Below are 19,904 nucleotides of genomic sequence, written 5' to 3'. Positions count from 1 at the left end.
AGCAAGACATGCTTAAAAACAAAAATCCAAAGCGTGTCGCATGAATCGGATTAAACGCGCCACGCTTTAGTAAGGCTGTATAGGCACGCGGAGAGGTATCCATCTCCGCGTTCCCCTTCGTCAATTGAACCGGCCCGCCGCGTGGGCAAGCATCGTATAGACCTTGCCGGTATCGGAGGTGAGGTAGGACTGCGTGACTGTACGGTCGCGGTCTGTGCGAGCCACGTCGGCGAGCAGCTTCTCGAAATCGGTAATGTAGCGGTCCACGGCGGTGCGGAATTCCGCTTCCCGCTCATATTTGCGTTTGATTTCGTCGAAGGTCGTCTGACCCTTCAGTGTGTAGAGGCGACGGGTGAAGACGTCACGCTCGCCGCGCTGGTAGCGACGCCACAGCTCCACGGAGGCGTCGTGATCGATGGCGCGGGCGATGTCGACCGAGAGCGAGTTCAGCGATTCCACCATGTGGCGTGGATTGCGGGTGTCGGCCGCACGGGTGGGCTGCTGTTCCGCGCCGGCGCGAGGTGCGGACGCCGCTGGCGTTTCCTGTGATGCGCCGCGCAACAAATCGCTGATCCAGCCGCCGCCTTCTTCACGGCGTCCGGCGGGGTTAGTTGCGACCGGCTGCGCCGGTGCAGGCGCCTGGCGGTTCTCGAGCGGCAGCGCGCCACGCAAGGTGGGGGCCGGTTGCGGTTGCGCCGGGCGCTGCTGAACCGGAGCCGGGGCTGCCGGTTGCGGACGCGTCTCGACACGGCGCTCGGTTGCCGGCTGGGTCGCAGCAATGGCGCGGGCGACCGGTTCGGAGACTTCCATCTGGTGGGTCGAACGACCGACGAGCTGCGAAATATCCTGAAGCGCCTTGATCTGTTCGGAAACCGCGCGGCGCATGGCTGCCGCACTTTCCTTGGCTTCTTCCGGCAGGTCGAAAGCGCCACGCTTCAGTTCGGCGCGGGTCGCATCGAGCTCGCGGCGGATATCGTGGCTGGAGCGGCGGATTTCGTCCGTCGCGCCGGCAAAGCGGCTGACAGCGTCCTCGACGGCCTGACGCAATGTTTCCTTGAGGTTGGCTGCGGCGGCATTCGATTTTTCCGAAGCGGTGCCCAGAAGATTGTCGACTTCCGACAGCGAGGATTCGACACCACCACGCAGGCGGTTGACCAGCTCGTCGGAATATTTCTGCGCGTCGGAGAGTGTGCTTTCGATTGAACGGCTGGCATCCTGACCGGCCGACAGCAGGGCGCCCCGCATTGTCTGGGCCGCCGAACGGGCGCGCTGCTCCGTTTCATCAAGCGAACGGCCGATATCGGAGAAGGACGCCTGCAGATTGTCACGCAGATTGCCGGCGACATTCTGCGAACGCTCCTCGGCCTCGTTGAGGGTGTTTTCCACCACGCCGACGACGTTACGCATGGCGCTTTCGATTTCCTCGGAGCGCTTGACGAGGCCGACGGACAGGCTGCGAAGCGCATCCTGACGTTCTTCCAGCGTGCCGACGAGGCTCGACTGTGCCGCATTGAGAAGCTCGGAAGCCTGGCTCAGCACCTTCGAATGTTCCTCGAAGCGGCCGACGATGCCGGCGACTTGCGCCAGTGTCTGGCCGGAAATATTCGACAGGCGGTCGATTTTTCCTTCGAGCAGACGGCTGGAGCTGGAGACCATGTCGGCGGCCTGCGAGGCGGATTCAGAGAAGCGGGTCGCCGAGGCGTTCAGCGCTTCATCTGCCGCGCCGAAGCCCTGTGCGGCGCGCTCGACAGCGGAGTTGAAGTTGCTTGCCGACTGTTCGACGATTTCCGCCATGCTGTTATGGGTCTGCGACAGCATATCCGTGCTCTGGCGGGTGGCGGCAACCAGCTTGTTGGCCGCATCGCTGCCGGCGCGAGCATATTTGTCGATGCCCTGTTCGACGGCGTCCGCCATGGCCGTATGGGTTTCCGACAGCATGTCGGTGCTCTGGCGGGTGGCGGCGACCAGCTTGCTGGCCGCATCCGTTCCGGCAGCGGCGTAATCGCTGATCGCCTGTTCCACCATGCCGACCATGCCGCTGTTGCTCTGCGACAGAAGATCTGCGCTTTGCTGGGCTGCGGAAACGATCTTCTCGGCGGCTTCGCGACCGATGGTGGCATATTCGTCGACGACGGGCTTCGCCTTCTCTTCGATCAGGCGCGAAAGTTCGGCGGAGCGGCTGGCCAGCATCGAGTTGAGTTCGCGGGTGCGGTTATCAAGCGCCGAGCGAATGGATTCGCCACGCGCGTCGAGGGCGGATTCGACGCCCGTCAGCGTTTCGGAGATGACGCCGACCTGAGAGCGGACGACGGCTTCAGCCTCGGCAACCTTGTTGACGATGATGTTGCCCGCCTCGGAGAAGGTCTGGGCGACGGCGGCGGCCTGGCCGGAGAGACGGGTCTGCGCATCGGAAATGCGGTTGACGATCTCGCCGGAGCGCTCTTCGATGGCCTTGGTGAAGGCTTCGTTCTGCGCCTGCACCTGTTCTGCAAACTCCGAGCCGGATTTCGAGAGCAGGGCGGAGGAGCGGGCCGCTTCGTCGCCGATGCTTTGGGTGGCCGAGGTGACCGCGCCGCGCAGGCTCAGCGCTAGATCAGTAGCCTTGCCTTCAATGGTGCGGTTGACATTTTCGAGACCGATGGTCAGCGCCCGGTCCATGGTGCCGAGGCGCTCATCGATGCGGGCCGTGCCGCTATCGAAGGTTTCCGCCAGCCGGCTGGTGCGGCTTTCGAACGTGTCTGCGACGCGCGTGGTCTGCTCGTCCAGAATGCCGGTGATGCGCTCGGCTGCCTCGTCGCTGGTGCGGGCGAACACGGCCGTCTTGTCTTCCAGCGCTTCGGCAAAGCGGCGGCCGGAATCCTCGATTGAGGTGTTCACATTGGCCAGATCGCCACCGATGCGTGCCTGCAACGTATCGAGCGAGCTCTCGATGCGTGCGCCAGTCTCGTCGAGACGGGTGTTGACATTGCCGATTGAGGTTTCGATGCGGTTGGAGAGGGCGTCGGTGGCTCCGCCGATTTCGCGGGCTGCTTCGCCGATCTTGACGGCGATATCGCCGGCGCTGTTGCGAAGACGTTCTTCCAGCGTTGCAGCACTGCCGTCAATCGTCTTCTGCAGCGCTTCCTGCTGGGTTTCGAGCGACAGTTCCAGCATGCTGGCGCTGGAGGCGACAGTGGTGCCGATCATCATCGCCTGCTCGGAAAGCATGTCGCCCATCTGGGCCGTGGCGGAGTTGAGCGTCGCGGCAAGGTCCGCCTGACGCTGGTCGAGCGCGGTGCGAATATTCTCATGCGATTGCGACAGATTGCTTTCCAGACGCGAGACGCCTTCTTCCACCGTCTGGGCAAAGCGGCTGCTGCCGTCTTCGACGACACTTTCGATGCGGTCGGCCGCGCCCGAGACGCTCTGTTCGATCAGGCCGCTATTGCGCTCCAGCGAACCGGCAATGCGCTCGGCCTGCGAGCCGAGCATGGTCTCCAGGCGATCGTGGCCGCTTGCCAGCGCGTTTTCAAGCGTGAATGCGGTGGCTTCCAGACGCTGGCCGACGCCGGCCGCCGCAAGCGAGAGCGACGACGCTCTCGCATCCATGGCTTCGGCGATCCGCTCTTCGACACCGGAAATCGTCATGTCGAGCGCCATGGTACGGCTGTCGAGCGCATCGGCGATGCGTTCCTCGGCACCGGAAACAATGCCGGAAAGTGCAGCAGTACGCGTGTCCAGAGCGCCGGCGATGCGGTCCTCAACACCGGCAACGGCGTTATTGAGAGCGGCTGTGCGACCATCGAGAATATCGGCGATCTTTTCTTCGACACCGGAGAAGCTCATATCGAGCGCCATGGTGCGGCTGTCGAGCACATCTGTGATCCGCTCTTCGGCGCCGGACACGACGGTCTTCAGCGACTCTGTGCGGCTGTCGAGCGCGCCGGCAATCCGGATCTCGGCACCGGCCACGAGTTCGCCAAGGGCCGCGGTGCGCGTGTCGAGCGCTTCGCTGATTTTTTCTTCCGCGCCGGAGAATGTCATGTCAAGAGCCATGGTACGGCTGTCGAGCGCATCGGCGATGCGTTCCTCGGCACCCGAAACAACGGCGTTGAGAGCGGCGGTGCGGCCGTCCAGCGTTTCCGCGATACGGGTTTCCGCACCCGCTACCACGTCTCCGAAGGTAGCCGTGCGGCTGTCGAGCGCCCCGGCAATTTTTTCCTCAGCGCTCGCGACAATGCCTGTCAGGGCGGAGGTGCGGTTGTCGAGCGTCTCCGAAAGCCGTTCCTCGACATTGGCGAAGGTCATGTCGAGAGACAGCGTGCGGCTGTCCATGGTGTCGGCGATGCGCTCCTCGACGCCGGAAATGGTACTGGAAAGCGCGGCAGTGCGGCCGTCGAGCGTCTCGGCGATACGGCTCTCCGCACCGGAGACGACGTCATGCAGCGCAGCTGTGCGGCTTTCCAGCGTGTCGGAGATGCGGTCTTCTATACCGGAAACCGCGCCGGTGATGGCTGCTGCCCGGGTTTCGAGCGTTTCGGCAAGACGGCGTTCCACATCGGCAACAACGCTGTTGATCGCAGCGGCGCGTTCGTCGAGCATCGCGGCGAGGTGTTCGGCCGTGCCGGAAACCGCGCCGGTAATGGCGAGGGAGCGGCTGGCGAGCGCTTCGTCGAAACGGTCCTGGCTGGCCGAAAGCGCGCCGAACAGGGCGTTGCTGCGTTCCGCCAGAACGGTGTCGATCTTCGCATGCGAATTGGCGAAGGCATCGGTGATTTCGGCGGTGCGCTGGCCGATGGCATCGCTGAAGGCCTGGGTCCGGCTGTCAAGTGCGCTTTCCAGCATTTCCTGACCCGTGCCCAGCGCGGTTGCGAGCGCCAGCGACTGGTCGGTCATGGTGGTGCCGATCCGCTCAAGACCGACATTCAGCATGGTGTCAAGCGCTTCGGAGCCGCCTGCAACGGTTTCGTTGATGCGGGCGAGGCTTTCCATCAACTTGCTGTCGAGGCTGCCGGCGCGCTGGTCGAAGGCGCTGGCGAACTGCGCCACATGCTCGTCGAAGGCCGAATTGACCTGGCCGACCGTCGCCTGCATGCGCTCTTCATAGAGGCCGGAACGAAGATCGAGATCCATGATCGCATCGTCGGCGGTGCTCTGCAGGCTCTGGCGGAAGGACAGGCCCTTCTCCTCAAGCGTCGTGGACAGCTTGTCGAGAACCGTATCCAGCGAACCGCCGATGACCTGCTGGCCGCGTTCGATATTGCGATTGAGTTCCAGCGTGCGCGTGGACAGCGTCTCGTTGAGCTGACGGGTGCGTTCCTCAAGCGCGCTGTTGAGGCTTTCCACACCGCTGTCCAGCGTCGATGCATGGATCGCGAAACGCTCCAGCAGCACTTCACCGCGCTCGTCCAGCGTCGAGGTGAGATTGTGCAGGCGCATGTCGAATTCGTTTGATATCGTCGAACCGGAGGAGTTCAACGCCTGCAACAGATTTTCGGTCTTGGCGGCGATCAGGCTGCCCATCGCTTCGGTCGAAGCGCGCGATTTTTCGAGCAGCGCGGCCGAGCGCGTGTCGATCATCGAGGCAACGGCCTCGCCGGTCGTGGCGATCCGCATCGACAGCTCTTCGCCGACGATGGACAGTTCTTCCTTGATCTGTTCCTGCGCGCCGACGATGGAGGAGCGGATGCGCTCGGCATGGTTGACGATAGCGTCGCGCTCGGCGGTCAGTTCCTGGACGAGGCTGCGCACGCGCAGTTCGTTGTCGGCGTAGCTGCGCTCAAGCGCATTGACTTCGGAATGAACGAGGGTTTCGAGTTCCGTCGCTCGCGCAATGGTGCGCTCGATACCGTCATTCATGGCCGAAACTTCGCGGCGAACCGCTTGGCCGACGGACATGATGCGGTCGGACGCGACCGTTTCCGGTTCCGCGAGGCGAAGGGCGACTTCGGCCATGGATCGGGCGGCATTTCGCAGATCGCGGGCGCGCGCCATCATGATCGCAAAGGCAAAGAACAGCATGACGGGAACGAGAATGGCGACAACGATCGCCATCAGTCCGGGGATCGCGGTGAGATCGGCGACCGATCCGATGCTCCAAAGCGCATTGCCGTAAAGAAGATGGGCGATGCCAAGGCCGCCAAGCGCCCAGATGACCGACATGATCGTGGCGTTGCGCAATGCGCCGCCGATGGAGCCGCCTTCCAGCGATTTCAGGATCATCGCCGGGCTGCGCTTGGAGCCGTCATTGGCGGCTTCGAGATTGGGGGATCTGGGCGTCTGTTCGGCAGGCGCGCGGGCGGCCTCGGGAGCAGGGGTCTGTCTGCTTGCTTCCTTCACTCTGGCCTCCGGCTGCTTCGGCTTTGCAGTTTTCCGCGTCTCCGGCTTTTCTTCGAAAGCGCCAAGCTGCAAGGCATCTTCCAATGCCTGAAATGCAGTCTCGTCGACAGAGTCGCTGATCTTGTTATTCGCCATGCGGTTACGCCTCGTTACACATACGCCCGGCTTCATGCCGTTGACCCACTTGCGATCAGCAAGCGGACTGCCGCCATCATGCCAACGAAACTTTCCCTCAAGAGAGAGCAGTTCCGCCACTTACCAAATCCCGAATTGCTGGTGGTCCAGCTTTCGGGCGAAATTACATCACTGTGCCGTAATAACAAAGCTTGAGCTTAAGCCCTGTGAGAACGGCAGTACCGTAGTGACACATTTAGGTGTTCGAAACAATTAATGCGGATTTGCGACGGCGGCGAAGTGTCGGCTTTTTAACAGTTTTTAAACCTGAGTTTCACACTGAACGCCTTGTTTCGCATAAGTTTAACATAAATTAACCATAGCAGAAGATTTTCGCCCGCGTCACGCCGTAATTTAAGCCGATAGCAGCCGCCAGCATGCGTGAATACGACACATATGTGACATGAAACAGGAAACGGCGAGACAGGATTTAAGCCATGGCAGCGGTCAGTATTGTTTTCGAAGCTCCCGATAATTACGGCGGCGCGCCTTCTCTCAGCAACAAGCCAATCGATTTCGATCATCTTGCCCAGCAGACGATGGGCGACAAGGATCTGGAAATCGAGGTGCTGCAGCTGTTCAGCCGCAGCGCCCGCGCAGCCCTGCATGAAATGGCGGGTGCAGACACCCGGGCCGTCATGGCCACCGCTCACCGTCTGAAGGGATCGGCGCAGGCCGTCGGCGCCTCTGCCGTTTCCGCAGCCGCGGCAGCGGTGGAGGAGAAGGGCAATGACAGCGCGCTGATCGCAAAACTCGCCGCAGCCATTGTCGAAGCTGAAAATTTCATCCTCAAGCTCTGCCGCTGAGACGCAAGCGGTCAAATTTGTCATTTTGCAAGGCCGGTTCAGCCTGTGTGCCCCGAAGCGGGTTGCCAAGGCGGGCCGGCCTTTCTATGTGTTTAGAACAATTCTCAGATCACATTTTGGATTTCCGGCATGACAAAACTCACCATCGTTGCCTTTGACGGCACGCCTCATGAACTCGACGTGAGCAACGGCTCCACCGTCATGGAGAATGCGGTGCGCAACTCCGTTCCCGGTATTGATGCGGAATGCGGCGGCGCCTGCGCCTGCGCCACCTGCCACGTCTATGTCGACGATGCCTGGGCGGAGCGTGTCGGCGGCCCCGAGCCGATGGAAGAGGACATGCTGGACTTCGCCTTCGAGGTTCGTCCCACTTCGCGGCTTTCCTGTCAGATCAAGATGAATGCCGAGCTTGATGGTCTCGTTGTTCATGTTCCCGAACGCCAGGGCTGAAAACTTTCGACGTTGCCCAGCGCAGAAAAAGCCCCGCTCACCTGGTAGTGGGGAGCGGGGCGAGGCGGGTACGCAGCATGCAGGCGAGGGAGGAAACACCTGCGAGCCCTCAAGTGCGCACCGGGAGAACCGGAGACGGTTGCAACCGTCGGACCGCCGTGGGCCGCAACCATTCCAAACCGTATGAACAAGCTACAATGAGTCTTGCCGCCCGCACCATGACGAGAATTCACGGGTGATATCGGACATGACGTTACGTCATGTCCCTGTTGTTCCTTGAAGATTTGGCTGAGCTGCGAACAACCGTCAGCGGCGGGCCTGCCCCTGTTCCAGCCGGTTTTTCAACAGCCGGGTCATGCGGGCATCGAAGTTTTTCGATTCCACTACGTCAAAGCGCAACTGGTCGCGATCGTGCTCGTCCATCACGGTCTGGGTGATCTTGCCGACCATGTCCTGCAACGCCTCGCAGCTCTTCTGCGGGCGAAGCGACGTCAGCTGTCTTTCCAGCGAACGGGCATGGGTTCGGGCGATTTCCGCGTGGCGTTCCTCGTGGCGCTTGATGTCGGCAAGCAGCGTATCCCAGATGAAGGCCAGTTCCGCCGTGGTGCGGCGGCGGTTTTTCCATTGCGGCAGCAGAATGCGGGTGTTCAGCAGCACCTTGGCCGTGCCGACGCTGCACATGCCGTTTTTCTCGACATAGGTGAGTTCGCCGCCGAATTTGATCTCGGTCGCACCGGGATGGCGCGCGCCGGTATTGCGGGTCAGCGGACCGTGCTTGGAAAGCTGCTGGTCGAGATCTGCTGCGGTTTTGCCGCCGATGGAAAAATAGGAATAGGTCTTGCGGACAATGGTGTCGGAAAAAGCCGGTCCGGACAGGGAAAAGGCCAATGCGCCTGCGAAAACGGCGCAGAGAGCGCTTGATGATTTGGTCATGACCCGGCCTTCCGGTTGAACTTGAAAAAGGTTTGCTGCATAGGCGGAGCGGAACTTATAAGAATTGACATAACACTCCGTTATTCCCGAAAGGCGCGTGTTACGTGATAACAGTCGGCAGCAACGCGTGGCAAGCGGCCCATGGCCGCTCCCTGAAACTTGATGGGCGTGGCCGTATTATGGCCATCGTCAACGCAACGCCTGATTCCTTTTCCGATGGCGGCCGTTATCTCGCCGTCGATGCGGCTTTTTCCCATGCGCTGACCTGCGTGGAAGAGGGGGCTGACATCATCGATATCGGCGGCGAATCCACGCGGCCGGGTGCTGCCGCTGTCACGGAGGCAGAGGAACAGGACCGGGTGCTGCCGGTCATCGAGAAATTGCGCCGCGAGACCGATGTGCTGATTTCCGTCGATACCTATCGTGCGTCGACGGCAAGGCTGGCGATTGGAGCGGGCGCACATATCGTCAATGACGTCTTCGGCCTGCAGAAGGACCCGGAGATGGCGGGCGTGGTTGCTGCCACCCGCGCCGGTGTCTGCATCATGCATACCGGCCGCGACCGGCAGAAGCTTGCCGATGTCATCGCCGACCAGTTCGAATTCCTCAATCGCTCTCTCGAGATAGCCGAGGATGCAGGCATTGCCCGCGACGCCGTGGTGCTCGATCCCGGTTTTGGTTTCGCCAAGGACGAGCGGGAAAATGTTGAGCTGATTGCCCGTTTCGCGGAACTTGCCGCTTTTGGCCTGCCGGTTCTTGCCGGCACGTCGCGCAAGCGTTTCATCGGGTCGCTGACTGGCAGGGATGTGGCGGAAGAACGCGATATCGGAACGGCTGCGACCACCGCGATCCTGAGGCTTGCGGGTGCTTCGATTTTTCGCGTGCATAATGTCGCCGCTACCCGCGATGCATTGGCTATTGCCGATGCGGTTCTTGCCAAATCGTCGGCAAAGGCCGATGCGTAGATTTATGAGTGCCGGAATGCCGTGTCCGAAGATGCGCGGCTTTCAGGTGAACAATCCTGCCATGGAGGCGAGGCGATGAGCCGCTATACCATCATCCTGAAAAACTGTTCCTTTTTCGCCCGTCATGGCCTTCTCGAGCAGGAGGAGGTGCTGGGCCAGCGCTTTTTCGTCGATGCCGAGATGGAGGTCGAAGCAGGTGATGCGCTGGAAACCGATGATATCGAAAATACCGTCGATTATGGGGTGGCCTTCGCCGTCATCGAAAAAATCGTCGTCGGGCAGCGTCGTTATCTCATCGAGGCGCTGGCGAACGATATCGCCAAGGCGCTGCGCGCCCGTTATCCGCAGATCGTCTGGCTCAAGATCACGGTGCGTAAACCCTCGGCGCCGGTTCCCGGAATTCTCGACTATGCGCAGGTGAGCGTTGAACACCGTGCCTGAAAAGATGACCGTCGCCGCACTGGGCCTCGGCGGCAATATCGGTGATCCAGCCGCTGCCATGGCGCGCGCGCTGCGCGAACTTGACGCACATGATGGATGCCGGGTGCAAGCTGTTTCCGGCCTCTACCGCACGCCGCCCTGGGGAAAGACCGATCAGGCCGATTTCTTCAACTGCTGCGCGCTGGTCGAGACCTCGCTGAGCGCGCCCGCGCTGCTGCAACTCTGCCTCGATATCGAAAGGGGCATGAAGCGGGTGCGCACGGAGCGCTGGGGTCCGCGCATCATCGATATCGATGTGTTGACCTATGGGAATGATACTATCGTTACAGAGAGCATCGAAGTGCCGCATCCGCGCATGGCGGAGCGCGCTTTCGTGCTGATGCCGCTTGCCGATATCGCGCCCGATCTTGAGGTAAAAGGTAAGCCCGTGCGGGAATGGCTTCAGCAGGCGGACAAGACCGGCATTGTCAGCGCAAACGAAAAACGGGAGTGGTGGACACTCCCGCTTGGCGATGGCTGAGAAGAGTAGGGCTTTTACGGCTTGATCGAACCGACGGCGAGCTGGTCTATATCACGCGCCAGCGTCACACCGATGACCGGGATCATCTGATCGGCGACCTTGACGGAAATTGTGATATTCATCGAATTGTCTTTGGAGACGCGTGCGACCATCGCGCCATTCAGCTTGGCGCGATTGATGCCGACGACGACCTTGTCGCCGCTGACCTGTCCTGAGGTGATGTCCAGTCCCTTGCCTTCGGCGCCGTCGAGGAACTTGCCCTCGTAAGAATTGCCCTTCTGGCTGATGACGGCCGACATGGGCTGGCTGAAGACGCCGACGCGGCAGGTGCCGCCGAGCTTGATGCCGGTCTGCTTGTCGTCGAGCGGTTCGCCCGTCAGATCGCAGGTGAACTTCGTCCCCTTGTATTTGCCGGCGACGATTTCGCCCGGGCCTTTCCAGACACCGGCGACCGAGCGGAAGAACACGTCGTCGCGATCGCGCGATGCTGCCTGCACATCAGACATGCCGAAACCGCCGCTGACGGACAAAATGGCGGCAAGCCCGCCCACAAGCGAAAAGAAGCGCGAATACATGATACTTTCCCCGGCGAAGAAGCCTGTTCGATAGGCTGCAATCTACCGGTGGAATGGTTAATGCTTGGTTTATTTCGCTCTCATTTACGGCTTCATCCGTAACCTTTTGAACCGCGAATGCCCGGCGGATCAGGCTCTTTCAGTGTTTTTTCCACCGCTTAAATCAGGTGTGAGGTCGGACATGAAATCGCCGATGCCCGGCCGCTTCACCGCCCTGAACGGAAGCGGACGGCAAAGGTCCATGGCGGCAATACCGATTCGCGCCGTCATCAGGCCATTGATGACGCCTTCGCCGAGGCGGGCGGAGAGTTTCGAGGCAAGGCCATGGCCGAGAACCTGCTGGGCAAGCCCGTCGCCAACGGCGATCGAGCCGGTGACGGCAAGATGGGCGACGACATCGCGCAGGAGCTTCAACATGCCGAGCGTGCCGGGACGGCCGCCATAAAGCTCCGCCATGGCGCGCACCAGCCGCGTCACTTCAAACAGCACATAAGCGAGATCGACCACCGCGCGCGGGCTGACGGCGGTGACGACGGAGACGCGCTTGGACGAATTGAGGATGAGGGCGCGGGCCTGCCGGTCGAGCGGAACGAGCAATTCACGTTCGGCAAGCTCGATCAGATGCGGGCCGTCGATCACGTCGTTTTCCGTTTCCTTCAGCGCCGCACGTCCCTTTGCCGTTTCAGCCCGGTGGGAGAGGACGGCATTCAGGCGGGTGACGATGGCGCGTGCGGGTTTCGGGCTCTTGTCGAGTGTCGCCGTCTCGGCATCGGCCTTCAAGGATTGCACGGCGTTGAGCCGCATGATGCCGAAGACCTCGCGGCCGACAAGGGCGAGAACGGCGAAAAGCGCCACAATAAGAGCGATAGTGGCTGTGTAACCCAGCCAGTCGGAACGGGAGAACAGGTTGCGGATGAGTTGATCCGCCCACAGCCCGAAGGCGAGCGAGAACAGGACGCCAAGCGCGCCGAGCGCAAGCTTGCCGAAGGAGAATCGGCTTTTCTTCGGAGACGCCACCGGCAGCGTGGCCGCATCAATCTCCTCAGGCGCCAGAAACGGATCGTCCTCGTCGGGCGTCAGCGAAATCTCGGCGTCGAAGCTGCGCGGCGCGCGTTTTTGTGTGGCGGCCGGCCGTGCCGTCTCCTCGGTCTCGAGCGAGAAAGCGGTGGGACGGCGTGTCTGCGGATCGTTTGGTGTGGAAGCCTTCATGCGAGCTTGTCTCCGAACAGGAACTGCATGGCGCGATCTAGCCTGATATGGGGAACGGAAAGCCGGATGCCGCCACTGCCCGGCTCGTCAATGTTGGGCGGGCGAAAACGCACAACATTGACGTCAGGCAGTGTCGCCTTGTCGCCATCCTGGTCGATGCTGCGGAACAGCGGTTCCGGATCGTCGGGCAGGTCGCCCGGGAAGATCGCCGTCTTGCGATTGCCGTCGAACGTCTCGCCATTGATGGTTTCACCCGCCATCGGCGTGCCGACGATGACGGGAAGCTCGTGGCCGTCCTGCCGCACGCTTGCCTCACGGGTGGCGCGCACGGAGGCAAGCGCCATGACCTCGATGCCGGCGCCATTCATTCCTATAGTGGTGATGGCGCGGTCCACCAGGCGCCGGGTCAGGCGCTCCAACCGGTCATGGCTTTCGTGATGCAGGTGATCGGCTTTGGTGGCAGCGATCAGCACCTTGTCGATGCGTCGGCCGATCAGCGATGACAGCAGGCTGTTGGTGCCGGGGCGGAAACAGGCAAGAACATCGCCGAGCGCCCGTTCCAGATCCTGAACAGCTTCCGGTCCGCGATTGACGGCCTGCAGCGTGTCGATCAACACGATCTGCCGGTCGAGGCGGGCGAAATGCTCGCGGAAGAAGGGTTTGACCACAATCGACTTATAGGCATCGTAGCGCCGTTCCATCATGGCGCGCAGCGAGCCCTTGGGTGCCTTTTCGTCTGTCAGGCCCGGAAGCGGTGCGAAGGTCAGCGCCGGCGATCCCTCGAGATCGCCCGGCATGAGGAAACGACCGGGCGGCAAGGTGGAAAGCGACCTCTCGTCGGATTTGCAGGCCTTCAGATAGGCCGCGAAGCTTTCGGCCAGACGACGGGCCGTCATTTCATCGGCGGGCGCGTTGATGTCGAGCGAGGAGGCGATAGCCAGCCATTCTTGCGCCAGTTCGGCGCGGATGCCGCTCCCGGCAAGGGCGACCGTCGCGTCGCTGAACTGTTTATAGTCCTGCGACAGAAGCGGGAGATCGAGCAGCCATTCGCCGGGATAATCGACGATATCGATGGAGAGCTTGCCGGCCGAAAACCATCGGCCCCAACCGCTGGCGCTCTGATAATCCAGCGTTATCCGCAATTCCGAGATCGCCCGTGTCGAATCCGGCCAGAGCCTGTCGCGTACCAGCGCCTGGATGTGGTCTTCATACTGGAAGCGGGGTATGGCGTCGTCCGGTTGCGGCTCGAGGCGAACATTCGAGACGCGCCCGGATCGCATGGCCTCGAACAGCGGCAACCGGCCGCCATTCAGGAGGTTATGGACGAGGGAGGATATGAAAACCGTCTTGCCCGCCCGCGAAAGGCCGGTGACACCAAGCCGCAATGTCGGATGGGTGAGGTTGCTCGCACGGTCGGCCAGATTGTCGAAAGCGATAAGCGCGCTGTCTGTCAGGGACGTAAGGGAAGGCGGCAATGGCAGTTTCCTGGCTGTTTTTCACGGTCACGGCTTCATATAGGAAGTGGCGGCTGGCCAAAAAAGAAGCGCTCCAGCGGGTTTTCGGCAGCGATGCCTGCCGGCGCCGCTGTTGCCCGCGGCGGCAGCTATTTACCCGGTGCGAGGAAATCGATCAGCCGCCAGCGATTTTTACCGCTTGCGGCGCTGTCGTCCTGATCCAGAACCGCAAGACCCGATGTGGGAAAACCCGAGGGCAGGGCGGCATGCAGCAGATCCTCGCCGATCATGGCTTCCAGCGTTGCTTCCATGGTGGGGTTGTGCCCCACCAGCATCACCGACTGCACCTCCGTCTGCGCGGCGATGAGCGACAGATAGGTCTCGCTGCGGGCATTATACATCTCATCGACGTAGAAGATGTTTACGGCTTCGTTGAAGGCAAGCTGCCAGGCCTGCGTAGTCTGCCGGCAGCGCGCGGCGGTGGATGACAGAAGCAGATCGGGACGGTAGCGCCGGTCGGCGGCAAGGTCGGCGATGACCTCCGCCTCGGCAAAACCCGCTTCGTTCAATCCCCGGTCGAAATCCCGCTCTCCCGGCGCCGCCCAAGCGGCCTTGGCGTGACGCAGAAGGTAAACTCGGCTCGGGGAAGATGCTGTCAAGGGCGGGGACCGGCGTTCGAATGTCAGGGCACGGGTTGAATGCTACAGGATAGGGTTGCAGGACCGCAAGTCCTCTTTCCTGTTAGTAAGTCGCGTTGAAGTGATTGAAGAAGAGTTCGCTTCAATACGAATAAAGGATAAAAAATAGTCATTTAGATGATTTTTGTGTCAGTTTTAAAAATGCCTGAAAACTGATCTGCAGACTTGAATCGTTGACTATCATTGGAGTATACACCGCCGCATTGAGATGTTCTTCGAGGAGAATCGCGTTGAGTGAGAAGATCGATCTTAGCAAATATGTGCTCTCGGAAGACGATGAGTTCATGAATGCCAGCCAGCGGGCTTATTTCCGCGCGAAGCTGGTCGCCTGGAAAAATGACATCCTGCGAGAAGCGCGCGAGACCCTCGGACATCTCGCCGAAGAAAGCGCCAACCACCCTGATCTCGCCGATCGGGCTTCTTCCGAAACGGACCGTGCGATTGAACTTCGCGCCCGTGACCGTCAGCGCAAGCTCATTTCCAAGATCGATGCGGCTCTTCAGCGGATCGAAGACGGCACTTACGGTTACTGCGAGGAAACGGGTGAGCCTATCGGCCTCAAGCGTCTGGACGCCCGCCCGATTGCAACGCTTTCCATCGAGGCGCAGGAGCGTCACGAGCGTCGCGAAAAAGTCTATCGCGACGAATAAGGCGCTGTGGCCGGCAGGTTGGCGAATCGCATGACAAATAAATTAAGGGCACGGAAATCGCTTCCGTGCCCTTTTTCTATTTCAAATTTCTGGCCGGAAGACCTGCGCCCGTCAGCGGTCGCGGGTCACGGAAAGTTCCCCGAAGATACGCGCCATTTCCTTCTGCATGTCTCCATCCGGTGAAGCGCCGGTAACAGGCGGGGAAGCTGGCTGCGGCTTGATCTGCTTATCCCCGACAGGGGCGATGGACGGTTCGTTATCCGCCTTGCTCTTGGCGATCTCCGCCTCGAGGAAGCTTTCGAAATCGCTGGCGAGCTCATCGGAAAATTTCGGCTCGGCGTCGTTCGAAGCCACTGCCGGATTTTCAGGCTTGGGCGGGAAAGGTGCGGGCGGCGTCGTCTGTCCCGGCTTCAGGTCTGGAAGGACGCGCTCCCGCGCAGCGTCGAGAAAATCGGCGGCGATGGACTGGTCGATCACCGGCTCTCGCGCGGCAAAGACCGGCGGGGCGAATTCCGCAGTCCGTTCTTCCGCCTTTGCCTCGACGGGCGCCGGTGCAGGGATCGGCGGTGCGACCGGCGCCGGAGCCTGCACGACGGGCTCGGCACGCCTTGGTTCCGTTCGGGCCGCCGCCATGTCGAGCGATGCCGCCGCCATCGGCAAGACGGCAGCGACCGGAGCCGTTGCAACCGGTATCGGCGGCGGTGTGGCGCGCGCGGTCTCCCGCTCGGGTGCCGCCTGTCGTGCCGGCGGCGCGGTTTCGCGCGCCGGTGCAGGCGTGCGTACGGGCTGCGGCTGGGTCGATGGGCGTGGAGGAAGCTGAGCGGCGGCCGCCGCAACGGGTGCTGGACGCGGGGACGGCGCCGGTGCCAACGGCTCCGGCCGCTGTGCTTGCTTCACGGGTTCCTCAGGCACGGAAACGGGAGCCGCAGCCGCAACGGGCTGCTGTTGCGGCAGGGCGGGGCGACGTTCCGGCTGGATCGCCGGCTCGGCTCTCTTCTGCTCGCTTTCCTGGCGCGGGAGCGCCTTCAATTCCGGCTCCTGCACGTCCCTGACAATGGGGATCGCGCCTATACCGCTCTCGATGACGATATCTGTCGGGCCGCCGATCATGACGAGATGCTCGACATTGTCACGGCGCACCAGCACCAGACGGCGGCGTGCGTCCACGGCTGTCGCATCGAGGACCTGCAGGCGCGGCTGCCGGTTGCGGCCGCCTCGAATGAAAGGGGCCGAACCGCTGCGTCTGCGCAGAAGCCACAGCGCAATCGCCAGAATGAGCAGGGCCACACCCACTCCAACAACGGCGACGATGAGACGGTTTCCATAAGCGCCGATAAAATCTTCCATCATGGAGATCATCCCTTCAGATTTTTTGGCTTTTTCGTTTCTTGGGCAATTAATATTGCCGTGGTTCTTATAATGTGAACATCAAGCAGGAAAAGACGATTTTTTTAGGCGCGATACAAGGTTTATTGATTTCGCCCACAGGATTGCCGCCTCAACCGTAACGACGCCACCAACGCGCCAGCTCTCGTCCTTCAATGCTAAAAGACAGTGAAAGTTGCAATTCTTTTGCCGAAGGAGCGTTCCGGGATGTCCCAGTCATTACGCATCGATAGCTCCCTAGCGCTGCGTTTGATGCGTATTGTTTTTCTGTTGCCATCGTTTTACGCGTTTCTATCTTCGATGGCGTGGGCCGAAGACAAGGCGCCGGATAGCGCAGCGACCATGGCGGAGTTCGTGCGCGACAATCCTTCCTGTGTCGACTTCACGGACGGATGCTCGGTTTGCACCGTCACCGATGGCAAGATCGTCTGTTCCGCGCCACGCATTCAATGTCAGGTAAAGGCGTTGACCTGCACCAGGCCGTAGTCTTTTAAGGCTTTTATACACCTTTCAGGCCGTTTTCGCTGTGCGTTTTTAAGCCTTTGTGTCCTGGCGGAGCTTTTTGCCGGTCAAGCGAGTTGCTACAAGAAATTTTAGTGTCCGATTCCGTCAAGGGAATAGGGCTGACCGAATGACGACCTGCACGACTGCGAGGCCAAGATGACACGGGTGCGCGATACAAGCGACAACGACCTTCCGCTGGTGGACAGGCGCGCCCGTTCCGGCACCGTCTTGCGCATTCTGCTTCTGGCGCTGGTTCTGATCGCCGCCGCCGCCGCCTTCGTCTATTTCAGGGATCAGCTGGAAAACGAAATCGTGCTCGGCATACTCGGCGTGCTGGCCATGATGGGCATTTTCTTTCTGGTCTCGTCAATCATCGGTTTCATCGAGGTCATGCCGCAGTCGCAATCGGACGGCCTTGCCCGCCGGTTTCTCTCGGCGCACCCGGAAGGCACGCTCATCACCGACGCCAAGGGGCATATGGTCTACGCCAACGCCACCTATTGCCGGATGAGCGGCACCACCAAGGCGAGCGATATCCAGAGTCTCGAAACGCTCCTGTCGCGCAGCCGGGAATCGACCGAAGCGCTCTACCGGCTCATCAACGTGCTGCGCGAAGGCCGCGAAGGCTACGAAGAGTTCCGGTTGCTGAAGCCGCTGGGCGAGGATTCCAATGCGGGTCCGCACTGGTACAGGCTGAAGGGCCGGGTGCTGAAGGATGCGGGCGGCGAGGGGCTGCACGTCTTCCAGATCGCCGATATCACGCCGGAGCGCGAGGATCAGGAGCGCTTTTTCCGCGAATTGCAGAACGCCATCGATTACCTCGATCACGCCCCGGCCGGTTTCTTTTCCGCCGGACGCAAGGGTGAGATCGTTTATCTGAACGCCACCCTGTCGGAATGGCTCGGCATCGATCTCGCACAGTTTTCACCCGGTTCCATGACCGTTTCCGATATCGTCGCCGGCGAGGGCATGGCGCTTATCGAATCGGTGCATCCGCAGGGCACGGCGAAGCGCACTGAAATCCTCGACCTCGACATGCGACGGGTGAACGGGCAGAGCATGCCGGCTCGCCTCGTGCATCAGGTCACCTCGAAGGATGGCGCGCCCGGTGAGAGCCGCACCATCGTCCTGAAGCGCCCCAAGGGGCAGGAGGATACGGAATCCTCCTCCGCCATGCGTTTCACCCGCTTTTTCAACAATACGCCGATGGCGATCGCCTCGCTTGACGGCGAAGGCCGCATCCTGCGGATCAACGCGCCCTTCCTGAAATTGTTTTCCGGCGTCGTCGGACGCGATGATATCGACCGCGGCGTGGCGCTTGAGACCATTCTTCACGACAATGAGAAGCCGAGGCTCGAGCAGGCGCTGGCCGAGGCAAAGGACCGCCAGGGCGATATTGCCCCCTTCGATTCCCGTCACCCGAGCGACGAAGGCCGGCATTTCCGATTCTACGTCAACGCTGTCATCGATCAGGACGATGAAGCGCCGGAAGAAGTGGCGATCGTCTATGCCATCGAGGTGACGGAGCAGAAGGCACTCGAGACCCAGATGGCGCAGACCCAGAAGATGAATGCGGTCGGTACGCTGGCGGGCGGCATCGCCCACGATTTCAACAATGTGCTCACCGCCATTCTGCTCTCGTCCGATCATCTTCTGCTGCAGGCGCGGCCCGCCGATCCGAGCTTCGCCGACCTCATGGAGATCAAGCGCAACGCCAACCGCGCGGCCGTGCTGGTGCGCCAGCTTCTGGCGTTCTCGCGCAAGCAGACCATGCGTCCGGCTATCCTCAACCTGACGGATGTGATCGGCGATCTGCGCATGCTGGTGGACAGGCTTATTTCCGGCACGAATGTCAAGCTGGAGGTCGATTATGGCCGCGATCTCTGGCCCGTGAAGACGGATCTCTCGCAATTTGAGCAGGTGCTCATCAATCTCTGCGTCAATGCGCGCGACGCCATGCCCGACGGCGGCAAGATCACCATCCGGACGCGTAACGTCGACGCGAAGGAAATAGCAGCGCTCGGCCGTCCGGAATTCCCGGCCGAGGACATGGTGATGGTGGAAGTCTCCGATAACGGTACGGGCATTCCGCCGGAGATCATGGACAAGATTTTCGAGCCCTTCTTCACCACCAAGGAAGTCGGCAAAGGCACCGGCCTTGGCCTGTCCATGGTCTATGGCATCGTCAAACAGTCGGGCGGTTACATCTATCCCGAATCGGAGGTGGGCAAGGGCACCGCCTTCCGCATCTACCTGCCGCGCCATGTGGTGGAGGCCGTTCAGAACAACGGGCAGCAGCCCGGCGCAGCGGCGCTTGCTCCGGCCATCGCAGCCGAGCCGGTGAAGGAAGAGCCGCTGGACCTCACCGGAAAATCCGCCGTCGTGCTTCTGGTGGAGGATGAGGAAGCGGTGCGGCGCGGCGGCAAGCGCATGCTGGAAACCCGCGGCTATACCGTGCACGAGGCCGGCTCCGGCACCGAAGCTCTGGAGGTGATGGAGGAGTTGGAAGGCAAGGTCGATATCGTCGTTTCCGACGTCGTGATGCCGGAAATGGACGGTCCGTCGCTGTTGCGAGAACTGCGCAAATCCTATCCGGACCTGAAATTCATCTTTGTTTCGGGTTATGCCGAAGATGCCTTCGCAAAGAACCTGCCTGCCGACGCCAAGTTCGGTTTCCTGCCGAAGCCCTTCTCGCTCAAGCAGCTGGCCATCGCCGTTCGAGAAATGCTCGACGAAAAGGAATAAGGTCCGCGGCGGCGAACCGGATTCGGCTGCGCCGCGACCTGTCGCGCCCATTGGCATCGGGCTTGAAAAATGCACC

At 61.3% G+C, this 19,904-nt stretch carries 15 protein-coding genes; 8 read left to right on the top strand and 7 right to left on the bottom strand.

What is annotated here, in order from left to right; translation table 11 throughout:
• Positions 1 to 120: 120 nt before the first annotated feature.
• On the bottom strand, positions 121 to 6,453 hold the full coding sequence (locus BS627_RS06550) for an apolipoprotein A-IV repeat region-like domain-containing protein (protein ID WP_077982396.1): 6,333 nt from the start codon (positions 6,451 to 6,453) through the stop codon (positions 121 to 123).
• A 476-nt stretch (positions 6,454 to 6,929) separates the two neighbouring features.
• On the opposite strand from BS627_RS06550, the gene BS627_RS06545 reads away from it, so the two are divergent.
• Positions 6,930 to 7,298 carry an Hpt domain-containing protein gene (locus BS627_RS06545; RefSeq protein ID WP_077982395.1) on the top strand — a complete coding sequence of 123 codons (369 nt, stop codon included), beginning with the start codon at positions 6,930 to 6,932 and terminating at the stop codon, positions 7,296 to 7,298.
• 129 nt (positions 7,299 to 7,427) lie between these two features.
• Positions 7,428 to 7,748, top strand: coding sequence for a 2Fe-2S iron-sulfur cluster-binding protein (locus tag BS627_RS06540; RefSeq protein WP_077982394.1), 321 nt, complete (start codon positions 7,428 to 7,430; stop codon positions 7,746 to 7,748).
• Between the two features lie 306 nt (positions 7,749 to 8,054).
• Here the strand turns inward: BS627_RS06540 and BS627_RS06535 are convergent, their stop codons facing one another.
• Positions 8,055 to 8,681 carry a DUF922 domain-containing Zn-dependent protease gene (locus BS627_RS06535; protein ID WP_077982393.1) on the bottom strand — a complete coding sequence of 209 codons (627 nt, stop codon included), beginning with the start codon at positions 8,679 to 8,681 and terminating at the stop codon, positions 8,055 to 8,057.
• Between the two features lie 179 nt (positions 8,682 to 8,860).
• Here BS627_RS06535 and folP point away from each other — a divergent pair, with 179 nt between their 5' ends.
• The 3 genes from folP to folK all read left to right on the top strand — a co-directional run bounded on the left by folP (position 8,861) and on the right by folK (position 10,607).
• Complete coding sequence (folP, locus tag BS627_RS06530) at positions 8,861 to 9,646, top strand: dihydropteroate synthase (RefSeq protein ID WP_077982392.1); 786 nt, start codon at positions 8,861 to 8,863, stop codon at positions 9,644 to 9,646.
• 75 nt (positions 9,647 to 9,721) lie between these two features.
• Positions 9,722 to 10,087, top strand: coding sequence for a dihydroneopterin aldolase (gene folB / locus BS627_RS06525; RefSeq protein WP_063951134.1), 366 nt, complete (start codon positions 9,722 to 9,724; stop codon positions 10,085 to 10,087).
• A gap of 4 nt (positions 10,088 to 10,091) precedes the next feature.
• Positions 10,092 to 10,607 (top strand): 2-amino-4-hydroxy-6-hydroxymethyldihydropteridine diphosphokinase, encoded by a 516-nt coding sequence (gene folK, locus BS627_RS06520; protein WP_170985571.1) that lies wholly within the window; start codon positions 10,092 to 10,094, stop codon positions 10,605 to 10,607.
• Positions 10,608 to 10,621: 14 nt separating this feature from the next.
• Here folK and BS627_RS06515 read toward each other — a convergent pair whose 3' ends face one another.
• The 4 genes from BS627_RS06515 to BS627_RS06500 form a co-directional block, all read right to left on the bottom strand.
• Positions 10,622 to 11,182, bottom strand: a complete 561-nt coding sequence (locus BS627_RS06515; RefSeq protein ID WP_077982391.1) for a hypothetical protein — start codon at positions 11,180 to 11,182, stop codon at positions 10,622 to 10,624.
• A gap of 129 nt (positions 11,183 to 11,311) precedes the next feature.
• A complete protein-coding gene (locus BS627_RS06510; RefSeq protein ID WP_077982390.1) occupies positions 11,312 to 12,391 on the bottom strand; it encodes a YcjF family protein in 1,080 nt (359 codons plus the stop codon).
• Positions 12,388 to 13,866, bottom strand: coding sequence for a YcjX family GTP-binding protein (locus BS627_RS06505; protein WP_077982389.1), 1,479 nt, complete (start codon positions 13,864 to 13,866; stop codon positions 12,388 to 12,390). The genes BS627_RS06510 and BS627_RS06505 overlap by 4 nt, the downstream gene beginning before the upstream one ends.
• 128 nt (positions 13,867 to 13,994) lie before the next feature.
• Positions 13,995 to 14,471, bottom strand: a complete 477-nt coding sequence (locus tag BS627_RS06500; RefSeq protein ID WP_245307050.1) for a SixA phosphatase family protein — start codon at positions 14,469 to 14,471, stop codon at positions 13,995 to 13,997.
• A gap of 302 nt (positions 14,472 to 14,773) precedes the next feature.
• Between BS627_RS06500 and dksA the strand changes: the two genes are divergently transcribed.
• Positions 14,774 to 15,193, top strand: coding sequence for an RNA polymerase-binding protein DksA (dksA, locus tag BS627_RS06495; protein ID WP_003496274.1), 420 nt, complete (start codon positions 14,774 to 14,776; stop codon positions 15,191 to 15,193).
• Positions 15,194 to 15,304: 111 nt separating this feature from the next.
• On the opposite strand, the gene BS627_RS06490 is transcribed toward dksA, so the two are convergent.
• Positions 15,305 to 16,552, bottom strand: coding sequence for a flagellar biosynthetic protein FliO (locus BS627_RS06490; RefSeq protein ID WP_165691153.1), 1,248 nt, complete (start codon positions 16,550 to 16,552; stop codon positions 15,305 to 15,307).
• A 234-nt stretch (positions 16,553 to 16,786) separates the two neighbouring features.
• Here BS627_RS06490 and BS627_RS06485 point away from each other — a divergent pair, with 234 nt between their 5' ends.
• Entirely contained in the window at positions 16,787 to 17,065 is a 279-nt protein-coding gene (locus tag BS627_RS06485; protein ID WP_077982387.1) for a hypothetical protein, read from the top strand.
• 174 nt (positions 17,066 to 17,239) lie between these two features.
• Positions 17,240 to 19,828 (top strand): cell cycle histidine kinase CckA, encoded by a 2,589-nt coding sequence (gene cckA / locus BS627_RS06480; RefSeq protein ID WP_077982386.1) that lies wholly within the window; start codon positions 17,240 to 17,242, stop codon positions 19,826 to 19,828.
• Positions 19,829 to 19,904: the final 76 nt, after the last annotated feature.

This window comes from Agrobacterium salinitolerans (genome assembly GCF_002008225.1).
Lineage (GTDB): Bacteria > Pseudomonadota > Alphaproteobacteria > Rhizobiales > Rhizobiaceae > Agrobacterium > Agrobacterium salinitolerans.
The sequence above is the reverse complement of the archived record's forward strand: the minus strand, read 5'-3'. Positions and strand labels throughout refer to the sequence as shown.